At 46.7% G+C, this 18,363-nt stretch carries 15 protein-coding genes; 9 read left to right on the forward strand and 6 right to left on the reverse strand.

Features of this window, described 5'->3' with window-relative positions; translation table 11 throughout:
• Nucleotides 1-62 precede the first annotated feature (62 nt).
• Nucleotides 63-734 (forward strand): GNAT family protein, encoded by a 672-nt coding sequence (locus J2T19_RS25905; protein WP_307221075.1) that lies wholly within the window; start codon nucleotides 63-65, stop codon nucleotides 732-734.
• A 228-nt stretch (nucleotides 735-962) separates the two neighbouring features.
• Here the strand turns inward: J2T19_RS25905 and J2T19_RS25910 are convergent, their stop codons facing one another.
• The 3 genes from J2T19_RS25910 to J2T19_RS25920 form a co-directional block, all read right to left on the reverse strand.
• Entirely contained in the window at nucleotides 963-2,543 is a 1,581-nt protein-coding gene (locus J2T19_RS25910) for an LTA synthase family protein (RefSeq protein WP_307221078.1), read from the reverse strand.
• 11 nt (nucleotides 2,544-2,554) lie between these two features.
• Complete coding sequence (locus J2T19_RS25915) at nucleotides 2,555-2,956, reverse strand: LTA synthase family protein (protein WP_307221080.1); 402 nt, start codon at nucleotides 2,954-2,956, stop codon at nucleotides 2,555-2,557.
• 159 nt (nucleotides 2,957-3,115) lie between these two features.
• On the reverse strand, nucleotides 3,116-3,613 hold the full coding sequence (locus J2T19_RS25920) for an antibiotic biosynthesis monooxygenase family protein (RefSeq protein ID WP_307221083.1): 498 nt from the start codon (nucleotides 3,611-3,613) through the stop codon (nucleotides 3,116-3,118).
• Between the two features lie 157 nt (nucleotides 3,614-3,770).
• On the opposite strand from J2T19_RS25920, the gene J2T19_RS25925 reads away from it, so the two are divergent.
• The 3 genes from J2T19_RS25925 to J2T19_RS25935 all read left to right on the forward strand — a co-directional run bounded on the left by J2T19_RS25925 (nucleotide 3,771) and on the right by J2T19_RS25935 (nucleotide 8,728).
• Nucleotides 3,771-6,107, forward strand: a complete 2,337-nt coding sequence (locus J2T19_RS25925) for an ATP-dependent DNA helicase (protein ID WP_307221085.1) — start codon at nucleotides 3,771-3,773, stop codon at nucleotides 6,105-6,107.
• A gap of 200 nt (nucleotides 6,108-6,307) precedes the next feature.
• On the forward strand, nucleotides 6,308-7,786 hold the full coding sequence (locus tag J2T19_RS25930) for an alpha-amylase (RefSeq protein ID WP_307221088.1): 1,479 nt from the start codon (nucleotides 6,308-6,310) through the stop codon (nucleotides 7,784-7,786).
• A gap of 417 nt (nucleotides 7,787-8,203) precedes the next feature.
• Complete coding sequence (locus J2T19_RS25935; protein WP_307221091.1) at nucleotides 8,204-8,728, forward strand: hypothetical protein; 525 nt, start codon at nucleotides 8,204-8,206, stop codon at nucleotides 8,726-8,728.
• A gap of 144 nt (nucleotides 8,729-8,872) precedes the next feature.
• On the opposite strand, the gene J2T19_RS25940 is transcribed toward J2T19_RS25935, so the two are convergent.
• The gene (locus J2T19_RS25940; RefSeq protein ID WP_307221094.1) at nucleotides 8,873-9,619 is read right to left on the reverse strand and encodes an MBL fold metallo-hydrolase; all 747 of its coding nucleotides are present in this window, start codon (nucleotides 9,617-9,619) and stop codon (nucleotides 8,873-8,875) included.
• Nucleotides 9,620-9,824: 205 nt separating this feature from the next.
• Between J2T19_RS25940 and uxaC the strand changes: the two genes are divergently transcribed.
• From uxaC to J2T19_RS25960, 4 genes are all read left to right on the forward strand, one after another.
• Complete coding sequence (gene uxaC / locus J2T19_RS25945; protein WP_307221097.1) at nucleotides 9,825-11,267, forward strand: glucuronate isomerase; 1,443 nt, start codon at nucleotides 9,825-9,827, stop codon at nucleotides 11,265-11,267.
• 238 nt (nucleotides 11,268-11,505) lie between these two features.
• On the forward strand, nucleotides 11,506-12,048 hold the full coding sequence (locus J2T19_RS25950) for a MarR family winged helix-turn-helix transcriptional regulator (RefSeq protein ID WP_307221100.1): 543 nt from the start codon (nucleotides 11,506-11,508) through the stop codon (nucleotides 12,046-12,048).
• Nucleotides 12,045-13,772: an ABC transporter ATP-binding protein gene (locus J2T19_RS25955; protein WP_307221103.1), complete on the forward strand. Its 1,728-nt coding sequence runs from the start codon at nucleotides 12,045-12,047 to the stop codon at nucleotides 13,770-13,772. Before J2T19_RS25950 ends, J2T19_RS25955 begins: the two co-directional genes overlap by 4 nt.
• Nucleotides 13,769-15,646, forward strand: coding sequence for an ABC transporter ATP-binding protein (locus J2T19_RS25960; protein WP_307221106.1), 1,878 nt, complete (start codon nucleotides 13,769-13,771; stop codon nucleotides 15,644-15,646). Before J2T19_RS25955 ends, J2T19_RS25960 begins: the two co-directional genes overlap by 4 nt.
• A 179-nt stretch (nucleotides 15,647-15,825) precedes the next feature.
• On the opposite strand, the gene J2T19_RS25965 is transcribed toward J2T19_RS25960, so the two are convergent.
• Entirely contained in the window at nucleotides 15,826-16,437 is a 612-nt protein-coding gene (locus J2T19_RS25965) for a hypothetical protein (protein ID WP_307221109.1), read from the reverse strand.
• A gap of 296 nt (nucleotides 16,438-16,733) precedes the next feature.
• On the opposite strand from J2T19_RS25965, the gene J2T19_RS25970 reads away from it, so the two are divergent.
• A complete protein-coding gene (locus J2T19_RS25970) occupies nucleotides 16,734-17,630 on the forward strand; it encodes a diacylglycerol/lipid kinase family protein (protein WP_307221112.1) in 897 nt (298 codons plus the stop codon).
• 39 nt (nucleotides 17,631-17,669) lie between these two features.
• Here J2T19_RS25970 and J2T19_RS25975 read toward each other — a convergent pair whose 3' ends face one another.
• Nucleotides 17,670-18,263, reverse strand: a complete 594-nt coding sequence (locus J2T19_RS25975; RefSeq protein ID WP_307221115.1) for a GNAT family N-acetyltransferase — start codon at nucleotides 18,261-18,263, stop codon at nucleotides 17,670-17,672.
• Nucleotides 18,264-18,363: the final 100 nt, after the last annotated feature.

Genomic DNA, 18,363 nt, shown 5'->3' on the forward strand with positions numbered 1-18,363 from the left:
AAGTCCGCTTTTGATTACAAAGGGTGCCTGAGGGCATCTATATTAAGGAGGCAAACTATCATATGGAATTTACACGTATAACATCGATCAAAGACCCATTGTTCGCTCAGATGCACAAGCTGATGCAAGAGATTTTCCCGGCGGAGGAAGTGTTGGATTTCCCGCTCTGGGAAGAGCCACTGGAAGATCCGGGCATTCGGGTGTTCGTTGCTGTTCATGAAGGCAATGTAGTTGGCGCTACAGAATACCGCTACTACGAGGATTGGAATGTGGCCATGACTGATTTTACGATTATCGGCCGTGAAGGGTTGGGTATCGGCAGTTTCCTTGCACGCCATCGTGAGCGTGATCTGAAGAGTCTCGCAGCGGCGAATGGCAAGGAGCTATTCGGTATGTTCGCTGAAATTTACAATCCTTATCTAGATCAGGATCATGAGTTTGGTGGCATTAAACCGATGAATCCGTATGTTCGCCGTGAGGTGCTGTCACACCTGGGTTACCAACGATTGGACTTCCCTTACGTTCATCCTTCTTGGCAAGGCGATGGCGAAGCTGTAGGCGGACTCGATCTATGCTTCATGCCAAGTGATGAGAACCAGGGTGAACTGCCAGCGAACTTAGTGGCTGATTTCTTAAATCGTTACTATGCGGTATTGCCGAACAAACCGAAGGAATGGCTGGAAATGGTGGACAAACTGTCTGCACGTACAACCGTTCCATTGTTGCCTTTGTAATTGTAATGAGTTGAATAACCTGAGCCCTGACTTTATCGGGTTCGGGTTATTTTTCACTTTTCAAAAGAACATCATTCATTCCCCGCTGTAATCTATAATACGTTTGAATAATAGATAACAAATACGAAGAAGCGCTCTGGCTTTGCTCTATAAAATAAAAAAGCAACCCATCCCCCATGAACGGAGGGAGGGTCACTTATACATAAGCTCTGTATCAAAACTGTTTAGTTATTGCGCTGCATGATGCTCGGGTAACTGGATCAGATAACTATTGGATAAATGCATAAGCTGTAGTGCGCGGTCATATTGATCCTTGGTTACATATCCGGCAGAAGATGCAGAGGATAACTCGTTAGAGCTGGATGAGCCACTTAGCGTGGTCGAAGCTTCATCCGTTCGATGATGGGACGCTTCTTCGCTCGGAATATTCCATTGAGGTGCATCATGTCTACCTGCGTTTGCAAGGGAATAGTGTACCCCATCCCCATACCCTGTAGCCGGAACGAATAAGGAAGTATCATTCAGGACAGAACCGGAAGGCAGGTAATATCGCTCTGGCAGCAGATTTCCTCCTTCTCGAAGCAGATCTTGTCCAAAATGAAGCTGATCTTGCAGAGATACGCCAGTAAGTCCCGCAATCGTTGGCAAAATATCCACTTGTCCCCCAAGCTGTTTGAGCTGCATAGCAGGGGTGATACCAGGTGCATTAACGATGAGCGGAATATTAATCATGTCCACAGAAGTATAGGCTCGTCCATAGATTTCTTCCATTAACACTTCGTCCTCTGGATCTAAGGAATAGATGGGAAGTCCCAGGTGATCTCCATAGACCACGAGCAGACTATGATCCCACAGTCCACGTTCCTTGAGCCCATTAATAAATTCCCCAACCGCTTGGTCAGCATAATGCTGGGAGATCAGATAATCGCCAGGCAGCGTATCTTGATATCTTGCGGGCAATGTTATACCAATCTTGCTGTCTGGCAAATGATAGGGATGGTGCGCCGACATGGAAATAATATGAGCGTAATAGGGTGAGCCAGTGGACTGCATAGCCTCCAGTTGATCCAGCGTCTTGTCATATAACACATCATCTGAAGCAGAGAAGGCAATGGTATCATTCGTACCGAAGGTTTTAATATCATAATAGTTGTCGAAGCCTAGAGCCTGATAGAGCTGATCTCGATTCCAGAAACGGACGTCGTTGGTGTGAAAAGTAGCCGTTTGATACCCACTTGCAGACATGAGTTTGGGTAGGCTGGGTAGTGCTTTGTCTGCATACACCGTAGCTGCTGCACCATTGGGAGGGATGTAGAACGACGTGTTCACCACGAATTCTGCATCTGACGTATTCCCTTGCCCCACTTGTTGATAGAAATTTGGAAAATACATGCTATCCCTTACCAACTGGTTGAGATGGGGCGTGATCTCTTGTCCATCCACTTGAAGTCCAATCAGGAAATTCTGAAACGATTCCAGCTGCAGCATGATTACATTACGGCCTTGGGCTGCTCCTGATAGATTGATCGCCGGCAAGTCGGTTGTCTGCTTCAGTTGCTCAATTCGATCTTGAGTAATCTGGTTGATGGGCACAGGCTGATCTGGACGATCTGCCAGAATGGTAAAGGCTTCGTAGCCGAGAATGCCCATCTGTTCTGCTTGAGTAATCTCACTCATGCTCGCCCGGTTAGGATAAATGTTAAGCATGCCTATGACGAGTGACATGACTAGAATAACGGACGCAATCCGCCTTCTTGTTTTTCGCTCCACCAGCTTCTCAGCGGGATGTTCCGGTTTACCGAATTTCATACGACGACGGATTAACAAGCCACCAATAAAATAACGATATCTGTGAAAATAAAGAGATAATATGGATCAAGAAGAGAGAACATGCTGCTCTTAACAGATGTAACTTGGTTCACCTGTGCCAGGGCATGATAGTTGACGATGACACCGTAATATTTGTAATACATAATAGCGGCGAAGAAGATGCCTGACAGCAGTAGATTAAGCCCGAGGTATAACCACATTCGCCGTTTGGCTGCAAACCATTCAATCAGACAGAAGCAAGCCCAGATCATGGGTAGTTCCGTAAGCAAGGGTTTCCACAGTGGGATATCATCGAAGATGACGATCCAGGCGAGCGAGCTTTTGAGGATCATAATCAGGGTAAACCATATAAACGGTCCCTTTAGAAACCGGGTGAGTGAACTGCGTGACAAACGTACCGCCTTCCCTTCCGAAGTTTCGTTTAACCAGTATTATCCTATCTTGAGGGTTCCTGTGTCAAAAAAAGGATCTGGTCTACATAACCCGAAAAAACCCCATCCGAATAGGATGAGGTCATCAGGACAATGTGCGTAATATATATCTGGTTCTAGTTACGTTATGGTATAGGTGGTCACAAAGGAAGGTCGCGGAAACATGTTAGGCTTCTGGGCAGTGAGCCCTTCGCTTGTGCTCCGGTTACGATGGGCATGGCTATAGGCTTGAGACTCCTGCCAACCTTTGAAATGCGCTTCGGATTGCCAGAGCGTAAGCACAACATATGTGTCATCTTTAAGTGGACGAAGCACACGAATACCGACAAAACCAGGCTCTTCTTCTACCTTGCGCGCACGGTTTTTGAATCGTTCCTCGAAGTCGCCGCGTCCGTCTTCGGTTACAGGGATATTATTCAGCACAGCAAATCCACCGCCTGTCCAGCTTCCTGCGGCATCAAACGCCTCATAGGCTGCAACGTGATCATCAGATTCGATGTTCACCATTCGTTCGGATGACTCCAGCGCGATTCGAACCTCATCTTCACTGCGCAGCGTGAGGTGTGGATATGCAGCGAGAGCATCTGGGATCGGGGAAGGAACCAAATAAATGTACATCGTAACGGCCTCCTTATTATAGGGCTTGTACCAACACGCCCTAGTCATATCTTCCACAACATAGCACATCGAAACAGGACGAGTCCAATGATGGGATAGACGGGGACGTGTCTATTTATGATAAAGTATAGAGAATACTATGAGAACGGGTGATCGTATGACAACTACTATTCGAATATCGGTGCGTCCTTTGGTGGAATATGTGTATCGTAGTGGCAGTATCCGGCCAGGATTCCGCACCAATGCATCCATGCAGGAAGGAACAAGAATTCACCAGCGAGTTCAGAAGGGGTACACCGAGGAGGACCAGAAAGAAGTGGTGCTAGAGGCAGAACTTCAACATGGTGACCTGACTTATATTGTTGAAGGACGCTGTGATGGCATCATCCGCCTTGAGGGGCAACTAACGGTGGATGAGATCAAGTCTACGGCTGGCCCTCTGGATGAGCTGGGTGAAGGTCTTCCGGTGCATTGGGCACAGGCGATCATGTACGCTTATATGTATGCAAGGGTGAATGATGAGCCGAGAATGCAGGTGCAATTAACATATGTGCACACAGTGAATAGCGAAGAGAGACGATTAAGGCGCATGATGGAGCGACATGAGCTTGAGCAATTTGCGGCAGAGGTTATCGCTGGCTACGCTCCTTATGCAGAGATGATTGCTGCGTATGAAGAGAAGCGTGATGTTAGTGTACGAGCGCTGGGATTCCCTTTTCAGAAATACCGGGAAGGACAACGAAAGTTAGCAGGAGCCGTGTACCAGACGATCCGTGAGGGCAAGGGATTGATGGCGAAGGCACCCACGGGCATTGGCAAAACGATGTCGGTGCTTTTTCCTGCGGTCAAAGCCATTGGAGAGGGCGAGGCGGAAAGGCTGTTCTACCTGACGGCAAGAACGACAACAAGGGCAACCGCTGAAGAAGCCTTTGTACGAATGCAGGCTCAAGGGTTAAACATGCACGTCATAAGCCTGACCGCCAAGGACAAAATTTGCTTCAAGGAAGAAGAGTCCTGTGATGCAGGGCAGTGTAGCATGTGCGAGGGCTACTATGATCGTATCAATGGAGCAGTACTGGACATGCTGGAACATGAGACGTTAATGACGCGCCGTGTCATTGAGCAGTATGCTCGCAAGCATCGCGTCTGTCCGTTTGAATTCTCACTCGACGCAGCCTATGCTGCTGATGCAGTCATCTGTGATTACAATTATATTTTTGACCCACGGATCTCGCTGAAACGCATACTGGAGGAACAGAAGCGTAGAACCGTCGTTCTGGTGGATGAGGCGCACAATCTGGTGGATCGTGGCCGGAATATGTTCTCGGCTGAGCTGGTGAAGTCTGTTTTTCTTGAACTAAAAAGAGAATTCAAAGAATTAGCCAGCAGTGTTCCTGCGGCAAAAGCCATCTCTGACCGTGCCGGTGGTGTGGATACGTACCTTCTAACCATCCGCAAGAATGGCGGAGATGAGGATAAATTGTATAACCAAGAAATGCCTGAAGAGCTTATTGAATTGCTCGAAACATTTGTGATGGCTGCCGAGCAGTGTCTCCTGGAGGGAGGATCGGGGCATGCTGAGATAGATGAATTGCTGCTGGATGGCTATTTCACCGCTCAAAATTTCCTGCGCATCGCCAAGTTGTATGATGAACGGTTCATGACTTATGCAGAATGTGAGCGCAGTGAAGTGCGAATTAAGCTATTCTGTCTGGATCCGTCCGCTCTGCTTCGTCAGACGGCGAAAGGTTTCCGCAGCGTCGTCCATTTCTCAGCAACGCTATCTCCGATGAGCTATTACCGGGATATGCTGGGAGCGGAGGAAGAGGACTATACGTTACAGGTGCCTTCCCCATTCTCTCGCGAACAGTTGGACGTTCGCCTCATGCCATTGTCTGTCCGTTATAAGGATCGAGAAGCTTCTCGTCTTGCCATTGCGCAGCTACTTGATCAACTTGTCGCTGAGCGTCCACGTCATAATCTGTTGGTCTTTTTCCCTTCCTATCCGTACATGCGTGAAGTGCATGAAACGTATATGCGAGTGTTTGCCGGGAGCCAGGTGGATGCTGTCATGCAGGAACAAGGCATGAGTGAAGCGGAGCGGGATCAGTTCTTGAACGCGTTCCAACCAAATCCGGAGCGAACTCGACTGGGCTTTGCTGTTCTTGGCGGCGTATTTGCCGAAGGTGTGGATTTACCTGGTGATCGACTGAACGGCGTTGTGGTGGTCGGTGCAGGGTTGCCGCAGATTGGTCTAGAGAACAATGTGCTTAAGGACTATTTTGATCGCACAGGGCGAAGAGGGTTCAACTATGCTTATATTTTCCCAGGTATGAACAAAGTGCTGCAAGCAGGCGGCAGGCTCATTCGTACCGAGCAAGACCACGGCATACTGGTATTGATCGACGACCGGTTCACTCAGGAACCGTATCATTCGCTGTTGCCGGAGGAGTGGAGAGACTACACGTTGATTCATCCGAATAAGGCCAGGTAAGCTGAGATGAAACAAAATCAAGAGGCAACACTGACCATTACATGCGCTCTGTCATAGCATGGTTAGCGTATATATTTTTCTGCTTGCGTGATTGAATAGGGGGTCTAGCGGGTTATTACTTGGTTAGCAACCGAACGAACTACGGGATACGTATACACTCCGAGGTCCGCTTCGTAAGCATTAAAGGAGGTCTGTTTGTAATGAAAAGAAACCATACGATGATGCAGTTTTTTGAATGGCATCTTAGCGCAGACGGAAACCACTGGAAGCGATTGGCCGAGATGGCACCTGAGCTAAAGGCCATAGGAATTGACTCGGTGTGGGTACCCCCTGTAACCAAAGCAGTGTCGGCCGAGGATACTGGATACGGCGTTTACGATCTATACGATCTGGGCGAATTCGATCAAAAGGGCAGTGTACGCACGAAGTATGGCACCAAGCAAGAACTGGTGGAGGCGATTGCCGAGTGCCAGAAGAATGGGATTGCCGTCTACGTTGATCTAGTGATGAATCATAAAGCAGGCGCGGACGAGACAGAAGTATTCTCAGTCGTTGAGGTCGATCCGAATGATCGGTTGAAGGAGATATCTAAGCCTTTTGAGATCGAGGGTTGGACCAAGTTTAATTTTCCGGGGCGGGGAGACCAGTACTCCTCCTTTAAATGGAACTATACGCATTTCAATGGAACGGACTTTGATGCAAGACAAGAACGCACAGGTGTATTCCGTATTGCCGAAGAGGGCAAGAATTGGAATGAAAATGTCGACGATGAGTTTGGCAACTACGATTACCTCATGTTCGCCAACATCGACTATAATCATCCGGAAGTCAAAGACGAAATGATCGAGTGGGGCAAATGGCTGATTGATACGTTGCAATGTGGCGGGTTTCGCCTGGATGCGATCAAACACATCAATCATGAGTTCATCAAAGCGTTCGCTGCCGAGATGATTCGGAAACGGGGTCAGGATTTCTACATTGTAGGCGAGTTCTGGAACTCCAATCTGGATGCTTGTCGGGAATTCTTGGATACGGTGGATTATCAGATCGATCTATTCGATGTGTCCCTTCACTATAAATTACATGAGGCTTCTCTGGCGGGAAGAGATTTCGATCTCTCCAAAATATTCGAAGATACATTAGTACACACACATCCTACGCATGCTGTGACATTTGTAGATAACCATGATTCCCAGCCGCATGAGGCACTTGAATCCTGGGTTGGGGATTGGTTCAAACCAAGCGCATATGCACTGACGCTACTGCGTCGTGACGGGTACCCGGTAGTCTTTTACGGAGATTATTACGGCATCGGTGGCCCTGAACCTGTTGAAGGGAAAAAAGAGATCTTGGACATTTTGCTCTATGCACGCTGTCATAAGGCGTATGGCGAGCAGGAAGACTACTTCGACCATGCCAATACGATCGGTTGGGTAAGGCGTGGCGCGGAGGAGTTCGAGGGCTCTGGCTGTGCTGTGGTGATCTCCAACGGAGACGATGGTGAGAAGCGTATGTTCATTGGTGAACATCGGGCTGGTGAGGTCTGGACGGATCTTACGCATAGCCGCGAGGAAACTGTAACGATTGAGGAAGATGGCTGGGCGACGTTCCATGTGAACGGTGGAAGTGTAGCGGTATGGGCTCTGCCAGACGAGGAACACACCCCAACGTCATCCTAGTTGTTAGTATTGTAATAGCTTTACTTTTGGATTATAGCTCAAGTGTAGAAGGGGGTTGCGCGTTAGTCTGAATGGCTGGCGTGGAAGCCCTTTTTGTGCTGGGTACGTGTGAGCTAGAGAAGAAAAGAGGAGTTATCAAGATCGAGAATAGGAACAGGATAGGAGAAGGTATAGGAAGGGGTCATACGCATAAAAAGTAACCCATCCTTATCTATTTGTGATAACCTTAATTGGTATTATAATCCAAAAGTATAAATGGATTAAATTTTTCGATGGTCGTTCGATCGGCTTAAGTTATATATAAATGAACACCAATTGAAGAAGCGAGGTGGAATGACATTGAGTAGGCCAATATGGACAATATTATGCATGATTATGCTCATACTTTGCTTAACTGCATGTACCTCTGAGTCGGCGATGGGCCAGGTGAAACGCACCGACTCCTATACACTAAATAGTGAAAGGAGAGATCTCGAAGAGCGCATCAAGAACAATCGAGATTCCTTTCAGCAGACTATACCTGAGAAATACAAGCTGACAGCGACCGTTAATGTCAGTCATGAGGCGGATGGAGATCGGATCACCTATGATGTTCTTATGAATGATGTGCAGACTCCACTTGCCAACGTCATTCAATCTTTCACGCTTGCACCTGCTATGATGAAGGTGATTGATGCACCGGATCTGCTTAACAGTAATACAGCGAACGATTATGAGACCAACCTAGAACCGAACAATGAACCGCTCGGATTAAGCTTAGGTCGGAGTTATGTTTTGAAGCCTAAGACAGATATCAGTCGGAGCGCCCTTACTGACTATCAGAATATGTACATTAAAATTTCGTATGGCTCAGATGACGAACGAACGGAAGATTATTTTTATATCCAAGCAGAACCATCCACCGAGACCCAGGCATACATAGAGTCACTCTCTAATGAATAAGAAGAGACACTTGTCTCGCTCCAGTATAGCATTGGAATGGAAGACAAGTGTCGTGTCGGTGTAGCATGTATTTAAATAAGCAGGCTGGCATGTTGACGTATAGAGAAAGTAAGTTTGCGGAAAAACGCAATCGTCTATCCTTATCTACGTATCAAGCTCGAAAGATTCCAGTGTACCCGCCATTCGTAGGTCATGCTGTTGATTGAATTCAGCTCGCTTATCGGCATTTGCGTATTCATCGTGATAATGCATGAGCACAGTTTTTGCTCTAACGTGAGCAGGCAATTGTTCCAGATCGTTCAATGAGGTATGTGATTTGATAACGAGGTCGTGCATATGGCATTCATGGAATATAAGCTGTACATCCTCGGCAATCTCTTCTACACGTTTCTGATCAAGTGTGCTATCTGCACTGTAGTAGAAATAAGGTTTAGCCATCAGCCCATTGCTGACCATCCCCGGTACATGCTTCGTACGGAAAGTTTCAAACGTAACATCGCCCAGCTCGAACGTTCCTCCATCGGGTAGTGGAACCACATCGTAATAATCACTCATCGTACGTTCTCCATCTGTCGTATAACGCATACCAGGAGAGAGAATGCTCCACAGCGGATCGACTAGCTCTTCATGGATAAACAGACGTGGCTTCCGGTCACCTACAATCTGAGCATAGTACCCAAGCATCTGTACTCCGTTAATATGGTCTTCGTGTAGATGCGTAATGAAGACGTTATGTATATCTGTCATCGGCAAGCCGTATTGCTTCAATGCCTTCGCGTTCGATTCTGGAAAATCGATCACGAGATGGGTGTCATCGAATTCAGCCAATGCACTGTTATGGTGTTGGTCTACACTGAACATGTCTCCTGTACCGAGAAATGTAATTTTCATGTCTTCATCTCCTTACATGTGATCTTCAGATCAGCATAATTGTGATTAAAACCAGTATACCTTGTTCAACCGGATATGCCTAAATCAACCTTTTTTGATAACGCTATCATTTTATATTGAACTTTGGTGTCAAACAGTGTAGCGTACAAGGTGGGAAGTGAACCCATATGAACGTAAACTCACCTAAAGGGAGCGTGCATGATGAATGAAATCTTTTCTGGATGAACAATTTCTGCTGCACAACGAAACGGCGGTAAGGTTATATGAGGACTACGTCAAAGACATGCCGATTATTGACTATCATTGCCACCTCAGTCCTCAGGAGATTTATGAGAATAAGACTTTTGGCAACATCACAGAAGCCTGGTTATATGGAGATCATTACAAATGGCGTCTCATGCGCGCAAACGGAATTGAAGAGCAATATATTACCGGCGGCGAGGGTGTTACGGATTATGATCGTTTTCTGGCATATGCCAAAACCGTACCGATGATGATTGGCAACCCATTGTATGCTTGGTCTCATCTGGAGCTACAGCGCTATTTTGGTGTCTACGAAGTGTTGAACGAGAAGAGTGCCCCATCCGTCTGGGAAAAGGTAAATGCGAAGCTGAACAGTGAAGGGTTTGGTGCACGAGACTTAATCACGAAGTCCAATGTAACGGTGGTTTGTACAACGGATGATCCGTGTGACTCCTTGGAATACCATCTCAAGATTAAGGAGATCGAAGGATTCGAAACGGCTGTGTTACCATCCTTCCGTCCTGACAAAGGTCTGGAGTTAAATCGGGATACGTTTACCGAATGGGTGGGCAAGCTATCTCAGGCTTCAGACACCACAATTGAAGACTATGATTCCTTCCTTGCCGCACTAGAATCCCGAGTGGAATTCTTCCATTCTGTTGGCGGCCGTGTGTCTGACCATGCGCTCGATTATGTTCCATTTGGCGAAGCAACACGTGAAGAGGCAGGCGCGATATTTGCCAAAGCACTTGCGGGTCAGAAAGTCACTCGTGAAGAAGAAGATAAGTACAAGACGATGACGCTAACCTTCCTAGGGAAGCTGTATGCCGATCGGGGCTGGGTGATGCAGTTCCATATCAATGCTGCCCGCAACAATAACAGCCGGATGTTTGCAAAGCTGGGACCAGATACCGGATATGATTCCGTGAATGATACACCACTTTCTTCAGCGGTGATCGGTCTACTGGATGCGCTTGAGCAAGAGCAGGCACTGCCCAAAACGATACTGTATTCTCTGAACCCACGTGATAATGAAGTGCTCGCTGCAATTATGGGCAGCTTCCAAGGTGGAGGTATTCCAGGTAAAATCCAGCTTGGTGCAGCTTGGTGGTTCAATGATACCAAGGATGGCATGTTAGCTCAGATGAGAGCACTTGCGAACGTGGGCTTAATCAGCCGCTTTGTCGGCATGTTGACCGATTCTCGTAGCTTCTTATCCTACACTCGGCATGAATATTTCCGCCGCTTAGTATGTAATCTAGTCGGTGAGTGGGCTGAGCAGGGCGAGGCTCCGCAAGATATGGAGCTATTAGGTGAGATTGTACAAGGCATTGCCTACAACAATGCTAAGACGTATTTCCCGTTCTCCCCTGCATTGCAAACTGCTTCGGCTTCCCAGAGCTAATTTGAACACATACGATTAACGCAATCAATCAAAATTACATTTCCCAACCACGGCGATCTTTTGCCGTGGTTTTTTGGTGTTTTGGAACAAAATAGAACGGTATTGACTTTCATATTTGTCGGAAATATAATTAGGTGACCTAATTAATTGGTTATCTATTTAATTGTATTCCTATATAATAGGTATACTACGGTAATTGAATTCAACAGGCATATCGCCTTATAAGGAGGAAGACCATATGGCTGGCATAGATCCGGTCGCTCAGAAGCTTTTATATTCCATCATGCAGTTTAATAAAGGCAAATGGAGACAACATAAACCGCATGGGCGCAATCACAATGAAATTATGGTGCTGGGTTGTCTGCTTCACGGCATGCACCCGGGAGAACGGCTGAATTGGCAGGATAATCCGCCTGATTTCAATCACTCCTTCGAATCCAATCATCCTGGACTGAAGGTTTCGGAGATCAGTGCTTTGCTACGCGTGAAGTCACCAACCATTACACCCGTCATACGGGGACTCGAGGATGAAGGGTTAGTTGAACGTACGATGGATCCAGAGGATCGACGTGCAGTGCGCATTACGATTACTGAGGCAGGCCGGGCAATCATTCGGGCTGCTCATGAAGAGCGCATGGAAATTTTCAACAAGCTTGTCGAGCATCTTGGCGAGGAAGACAGCCTTCAGTTAGCAGCGTTGCTTACGAAGGTGTACACCTTCTTTGATAGCAAAGTTCCCCAGGAATCAGAAGCAAACGCACAAGGAGATGATACGCCATGATGAAACTGTTTCGTATGCTGAAGCCATACCAAATCTCCGTCTATTTCATTCTAGGTCTGGTACTGATGCAGTCTCTGGCTGAACTATACCTGCCTACCCTGATGGGAGACATCGTGAATAAAGGGATCATTAGGGGAGACATTCCTTATATCTGGAAAATTGGCGGCTTTATGCTACTCATCGCTATTGCCGGAACCGCCTGTTCCATTATTGCCAGTTACCTATCTTCACGCACGGCAGGTGGGTTTGCCAAACAACTTCGTAGCAGAGTGTTCCGCCATGTAGAGAATTTCTCCCTGCAAGAGTTCGATAAGATGGGTACAGCTTCGCTCATCACCAGAACCACGAATGATATTACACAGGTTCAGAACGTGTTGACGATGATGCTGCGTATGATGATTATGGCTCCATTGATGTGTATCGGTGGTATTGTCATGGCGATATCCCAGGATGCTAAACTATCTACCATTTTCCTCGTTGTGCTTCCTGTGTTGGGTGGTGCAATTGCACTGATTGGTTCAAAGGGACTGCCACTATTCAAACAAATTCAGAAGAAGCTTGATCGACTCAATCTGGTGTTACGTGAGCAACTAACGGGTATTCGGGTTGTTCGATCTTTCAATCGTGGAGCACATGAGCGTGCTCGCTTTAATGGAGCCAATACCGATCTAAGAGATGTCTCCATTAAGGTCAATGTGCTTATGGCAACACTGATGCCTGTCATGATGCTTGTCATGAATTTCTCGATGATCGCCATTCTATATTTCGGTGGTATGCGGATTGATAGCGAGAATATGAATATCGGTTCACTGATTGCGTTTATCCAGTATGCGATGCAGATTATGTTCTCTCTCATTATGGTTTCCATGATCTTTGTCATGATTCCAAGAGCATCAGCTTCAGCAGAGAGGATCAACGAAGTGCTTGATATGCAGCCAGATCTGAGTGATCCGACGCAGCCACGTAAGATGAATGCACTTCAAGGAACGATTGAATTCGATAATGTTACTTTCCGTTATCCAGGTGCGGAGAATGCTGCGTTGTCCAATATCTCTTTTACGGCTCGTCCTGGCGAGACCACGGCAATTATCGGTGGTACGGGTTCAGGTAAATCAACATTACTCAGCCTTATTCCTCGATTCTATGACGTTACCGAAGGTACTGTGCGAGTGAATGGGACGGATGTGCGTCAACTGAAACAGGAGAATTTACGAGCAGTTATTGGATTTGTACCGCAAAAGGCAGTGCTGTTTACCGGAACCATTGCAGAGAATATCCGTCATGGTAAGGATGATGCCACGATGGAGGAAGTAGTGCATGCGGCTCAAACGGCGCAGGCAGAGAACTTCATTTCCGAGATGAAAGATGGCTATGACAGTATGATTGCACAAGGTGGTAATAACGTTTCAGGTGGACAAAAGCAACGTTTGTCCATTGCACGCGCATTAGTGCGTCGTCCTGAGGTGTATATTTTCGACGATAGCTTCTCTGCACTTGATTTCAAAACAGATGCTAAGCTCAGAGCTGCACTGAAATCAGAAACGACCGAAGCAGCAGTGCTAATCGTCGCTCAACGGGTGAGCACCGTTATGGATGCGGATCGGATTCTTGTCATGGATGAAGGTCGAATTGTTGGTTCAGGAACACACCAAGAGCTGCTCGCGAACAACGAAGTGTATCGTGAAATTGTATCGTCCCAGCTTACAGAGGAGGAGATCGCATGAGTGAACGTACAGAACGCAAGGCACCTAAATCCGGTGTGCCTGGCCCTCCTGGTGGCGGTATGGGAATGCGTCCCCCAGTGGAGAAAGCGAAGGATTTCAAAGGTACACTTCGTCGGTTGGTTCGCTATCTGCATCCACACCGTTTCCGGCTCCTAGGGGTTCTTATTGCAGCTATTTTAAGTACCGTCTTCAGTATTATCAGTCCAAAAATCATGGCAGAAGGTACAAATATATTAAGTGAAGGCGCTATTGCCATTTATCAGGGTGTACAAGGCGCAGGTGTTGATTTTCCTGCATTAATCAAAGTGTTGTATCTGCTTGTGGGGTTATATCTGTTCAGTGCTGCATTTATGTATGTACAGCAGTATTTAATGGCTGGCGTGGCACAACGTGTTGTGTATGACATGCGTGAGCAGATCAGTGCGAAGGTCGGACGCTTGCCTCTCAAATATTTTGATTCCCGTACTCACGGGGAGACGTTAAGCCGGGCAACGAACGATGTCGATAACATTAGTAATACGTTACAGCAAAGTTTGGCGCAGTTTATTACCTCTGTCGTTACGATTGTTGGGGTCATCATTATGATGCTCACCATCAGTCCGTGGATGACATTAATTACTCTTTTGACTCTGCCGCTGAGTGTAGTTGTGGTGGTTGCTGTAGCTTCCCGTTCACAAAAGCATTTTGCTGGACAACAGAAATCACTCGGTGAGTTGAATGGTCATGTAGAGGAAATGTATACAGGACATAAGGTCGTCAAAGCATTTGGTCGTGAAAACCAATCTGTCGAACAATTCGAAAAGGTGAATGAAGAACTGTATGAATCAGGCTGGAAAGCCCAGTTTATCTCGGGGATAATTATGCCGCTAATGTCGTTTGTCGGTAACTTAGGTTATGTTCTGATCTGTGTGGTCGGCGGGATCTTTGTTACACGAGGCGCAATTACCATCGGGGATATTCTTGCCTTCACGCAATATTCGCGCCAATTCACACAGCCGATTAACCAGATTGCCAACATCTCGAACATTATTCAATCCACCATTGCTTCGGCAGAGCGGGTATTCGAATTGTTGGATGAAGAAGAAGAGGTGCCTGAGTCAAACAAACCTGTGGCATTACAGCAACCAGAAGGTGCTGTAGCTTTCCAAGGTGTGAATTTTGGATACAAAGACGATGAGTTACTCATCCGTAATATGAACATTAATGTGAAACCAGGTCAGACGGTCGCTATTGTTGGGCCAACGGGTGCAGGTAAAACGACATTGATTAACTTGCTCATGCGTTTCTATGAAATACAGGACGGGCAGATTAAGATTGATGGTGTGAACATTCAAGATATGGAGCGCAGCAAGCTGCGTAGCTTTTTTGGGATGGTGCTTCAAGACACATGGTTGTTCAACGGAACCATCCGTGACAACATTGCTTATGGACGTGAAGGAGCAACGAGTGAGGAAGTATATGAGGCTGCAAGAGCCGCGCATGCTGATCATTTCATTCGAACTCTGCCCGATGGGTATGATACGGTGTTGAATGAGGAAGCATCGAACATCTCCCAAGGACAGAAGCAATTACTCACGATCGCTAGAGCGATTCTGGCTAATCCGGCAATCCTCATCTTGGATGAGGCAACAAGTAGTGTCGATACACGGACAGAAGTGTTCATCCAGAAAGCAATGAATGATCTGATGCAGGATCGCACCAGCTTCGTTATTGCCCATCGATTGTCCACCATTCGTGGTGCGGATCTCATCCTCGTGATGGATCACGGGAATGTTATCGAGCAGGGTAACCATGAGGAGTTAATGGATCGACAGGGCTTCTATGCGGATCTGTATAATAGCCAGTTCACGGAGCAGCAGCCGCAGGCGATCTAAGAGAGTTAAGTTAGATCGTTGATATCCAATGAAACACTCTAAACAAACAAGACTGAGCATTCCTAGTGGGAGCTCAGTCTTGTTTTGCTTTTTATGCAACTTATAATGTGTTCTAAAGCTCCATTCAACCTGAAACATACACATACATACATGAATTCGTTGGTCAGACTATTGATATACTAGTCTTGATTGGCTTTGCCCGTAACTGCGCTATTCTTAGCACTGTTCTCTTCCGTGTCCTTTTTGGAGTCATCTAATGGAAGAATAGCTTCATCCTTATCCGATGTACTCAGCGCAGAAGGGGGCATTTCCCCCGGAATGGCTTCGCGTTGTTCAATCATACGTTTAACGACCTCATAGCAGTCATCGACGTGTTTGTTCCCAACATAGCGCATTCCTGTATAGCTGAGCGTTGCAGCCAGTCCTTGACCGGCGAGCGGCACAAATTTGGCGACCGATTTGGTAGCTACACGTATGCCAATGCGCTTCAGGACTTGGACGACCAGTTCTTTGGTAACCATTCGTCCAATCACTTTGGAGCCGATGGACATCACGAATCCGTAGATCATGGATTTGGTCTCTGGATCCATGCCTTCAAGCTGTTTTTGTGATAACCCGAATTTATTGTTAATGGCAGGCAAGAGCTGCATGAGCATTCCTACATCGGCGAGCACATCTGTACCAGGCAACGGAACGAGTGTTGTGCCGAAGGAAGCGGTGGCTCTTTTTCGAACCATGGTGCGGCATTCTTTGCGAACTTGCTCCAATTGTTCCAATGTTGCTGGAATCATAGCAATCCCTCCATTCGTTTATGGTATACATATAACCGTTTTGCACGAGTTTGAATGGTACTTCTATCACTGTAAATTATAGTAATGCAATGAAATATCTTATTTCCAATAAGTTGCGGAACAAGCATTGTTCTCATACATGAGCATAGCAAAAAAAGTAGTGCTTATCCATTGCAGATAAGAGTTCTCCATTTTGCACACACACGATAATCAGTGTATAGCTGAAGTTACACTTTTCATCTCAACGGGTAAAGGGTTAACAAGTCGATACATATCCTAGAATGGGGGAAACAGCGATGGAGTTTAACAAAGCCTTGTTAATTCATCATCAGCACGCGGGGAAGGCTAGCCGGGTTGATTCATTAGGCATTGTATCAGGCATACTGGCTCCAGCGGTTCGGGAGCTTATTATTATTCGAACGGATGAGCCTGGTGAGGGTGAGCGTCTATGCCGAGAGCGCGGGGAAGAGTTCGATGTTGTGTTTATTCTTGGGGGTGACGGTACGGTTCACGAATGCGTGAATGGATTGGCGGATCTTCAACAACCCCCACTTGTGGGCATACTACCAGGAGGCACTTGTAACGACTTCGCCCGATCTCTGGGCATTTCACCAGATGTGGTAACAGCCGCACGGGAGATGTTGAGAGGACGCCAGATGTCTATTGATCTGGGACGAGCTAATGATCGAATATTCACTAACTTTTATGGTATCGGACTAATCAGTGATACATCACAAAATATAAATGATCAATTAAAAGGTGCACTCGGCAAGATTAGTTACTTCATCAGCACCTTACAAACGATAAGTCATGCAGAGCCATTCCGCTATCAATTGGAGGCAGACGGGGAGAAGATGCAGGGTGAAGCGGTTATGATCTATATTGCGAACGGGCGTTTTCTAGGCACCAACGCGTTGCCCTTTGCACTCAACTCTCTCCAAGACCGTAAACTGGATGTACTCATTATCCATGATACAGGTATCCCTTTGCTAAGGGAGATCTTAACCCATAAGCCAGAGGGAGAATGGCAGCCTCAGCATGAGAGCATCAGTTATTTCAAGGCAGCCAGCTTGAAGCTGGAGACTGCAATGCCTATGCTTGCGGATACCGATGGCGAATTATATATGAAGACACCCGCCGAACTGTCGGTGTTGGCGGGTCATCTGACTTTTCTGACCGGAGATGAGTATTAATATCCCGGTTTCTTTCTTTTGCACATTATGGGGGCTAATCTAAGCTTGATCTGCGCAGTATCTTTCTCGGTATTCATCTTCCAGCATGCTCATGCGTATTGCATCATGATACTGATGGTTGTAGAACAGCACGTCTCGGCTGATTCCTTCGCGCAGGAACCCCAGCTTTTCATACGTCCGAATGGCACGTTCGTTGAAGGCGTACACCTCAAGCTCAATCCGGTGCAGATTGCATATGCCAAAACCATAATCAAGCATAAGCAGCATAGCTTCGCTACCATAACCTTTACCTTGATGTTTTGCGTTGTCGATGGCAATTCGAAGATGTGCGCTACGATTTTTGCTATGCATGTCCATCAGGACGATGTCACCGATGACTTGATCCGTTTCTTGTAAAGCGATCAACAACATGAGCCTGGAATCATCCTGGGCTGTATTCTCTACATAACGTTCGACTTGTGCACGTGTAAAACTATTCTGTGTTCCGGTGAGCCGACGAGCCTCACTGTTGAATAAGCCCGGGAAATAGGTATCTACATCGCTCTGCTCGAATGGACGTAGATAGACACGCTCACTCTCTAGAAGACGTGGGATATATGTAGATGTTTGAGTTGATTGGGTGGACTGGGACATGGTTATTCCTCCTATTTGTGAAATCGCTCCTCTGATTATAGTCTAGTACTGTATACTGCAAAATGTGCAGTTATTAAAATTCGAGCAGGACAGATGAGGG

The organism is Paenibacillus tundrae (genome assembly GCF_030812775.1).
Taxonomy (GTDB): Bacteria; Bacillota; Bacilli; order Paenibacillales; family Paenibacillaceae; genus Paenibacillus; species Paenibacillus tundrae_A.

Bases quoted from the DNA above. Each gene is read 5' to 3' on its own strand.
- J2T19_RS25905 (WP_307221075.1), top strand. From the start codon at position 63: ATGGAATTTACACGTATAACATCGATCAAAGACCCATTGTTCGCTCAG.
- J2T19_RS25910 (WP_307221078.1), bottom strand. From the start codon at position 2,543: ATGAAATTCGGTAAACCGGAACATCCCGCTGAGAAGCTGGTGGAGCGA.
- J2T19_RS25920 (WP_307221083.1), bottom strand. From the start codon at position 3,613: ATGTACATTTATTTGGTTCCTTCCCCGATCCCAGATGCTCTCGCTGCA.
- J2T19_RS25925 (WP_307221085.1), top strand. From the start codon at position 3,771: ATGACAACTACTATTCGAATATCGGTGCGTCCTTTGGTGGAATATGTG.
- J2T19_RS25930 (WP_307221088.1), top strand. From the start codon at position 6,308: ATGAAAAGAAACCATACGATGATGCAGTTTTTTGAATGGCATCTTAGC.
- J2T19_RS25935 (WP_307221091.1), top strand. From the start codon at position 8,204: ATGGGCCAGGTGAAACGCACCGACTCCTATACACTAAATAGTGAAAGG.
- J2T19_RS25940 (WP_307221094.1), bottom strand. From the start codon at position 9,619: ATGAAAATTACATTTCTCGGTACAGGAGACATGTTCAGTGTAGACCAA.
- uxaC (WP_307221097.1), top strand. From the start codon at position 9,825: ATGAAATCTTTTCTGGATGAACAATTTCTGCTGCACAACGAAACGGCG.
- J2T19_RS25950 (WP_307221100.1), top strand. From the start codon at position 11,506: ATGGCTGGCATAGATCCGGTCGCTCAGAAGCTTTTATATTCCATCATG.
- J2T19_RS25955 (WP_307221103.1), top strand. From the start codon at position 12,045: ATGATGAAACTGTTTCGTATGCTGAAGCCATACCAAATCTCCGTCTAT.
- J2T19_RS25960 (WP_307221106.1), top strand. From the start codon at position 13,769: ATGAGTGAACGTACAGAACGCAAGGCACCTAAATCCGGTGTGCCTGGC.
- J2T19_RS25965 (WP_307221109.1), bottom strand. From the start codon at position 16,437: ATGATTCCAGCAACATTGGAACAATTGGAGCAAGTTCGCAAAGAATGC.
- J2T19_RS25970 (WP_307221112.1), top strand. From the start codon at position 16,734: ATGGAGTTTAACAAAGCCTTGTTAATTCATCATCAGCACGCGGGGAAG.
- J2T19_RS25975 (WP_307221115.1), bottom strand. From the start codon at position 18,263: ATGTCCCAGTCCACCCAATCAACTCAAACATCTACATATATCCCACGT.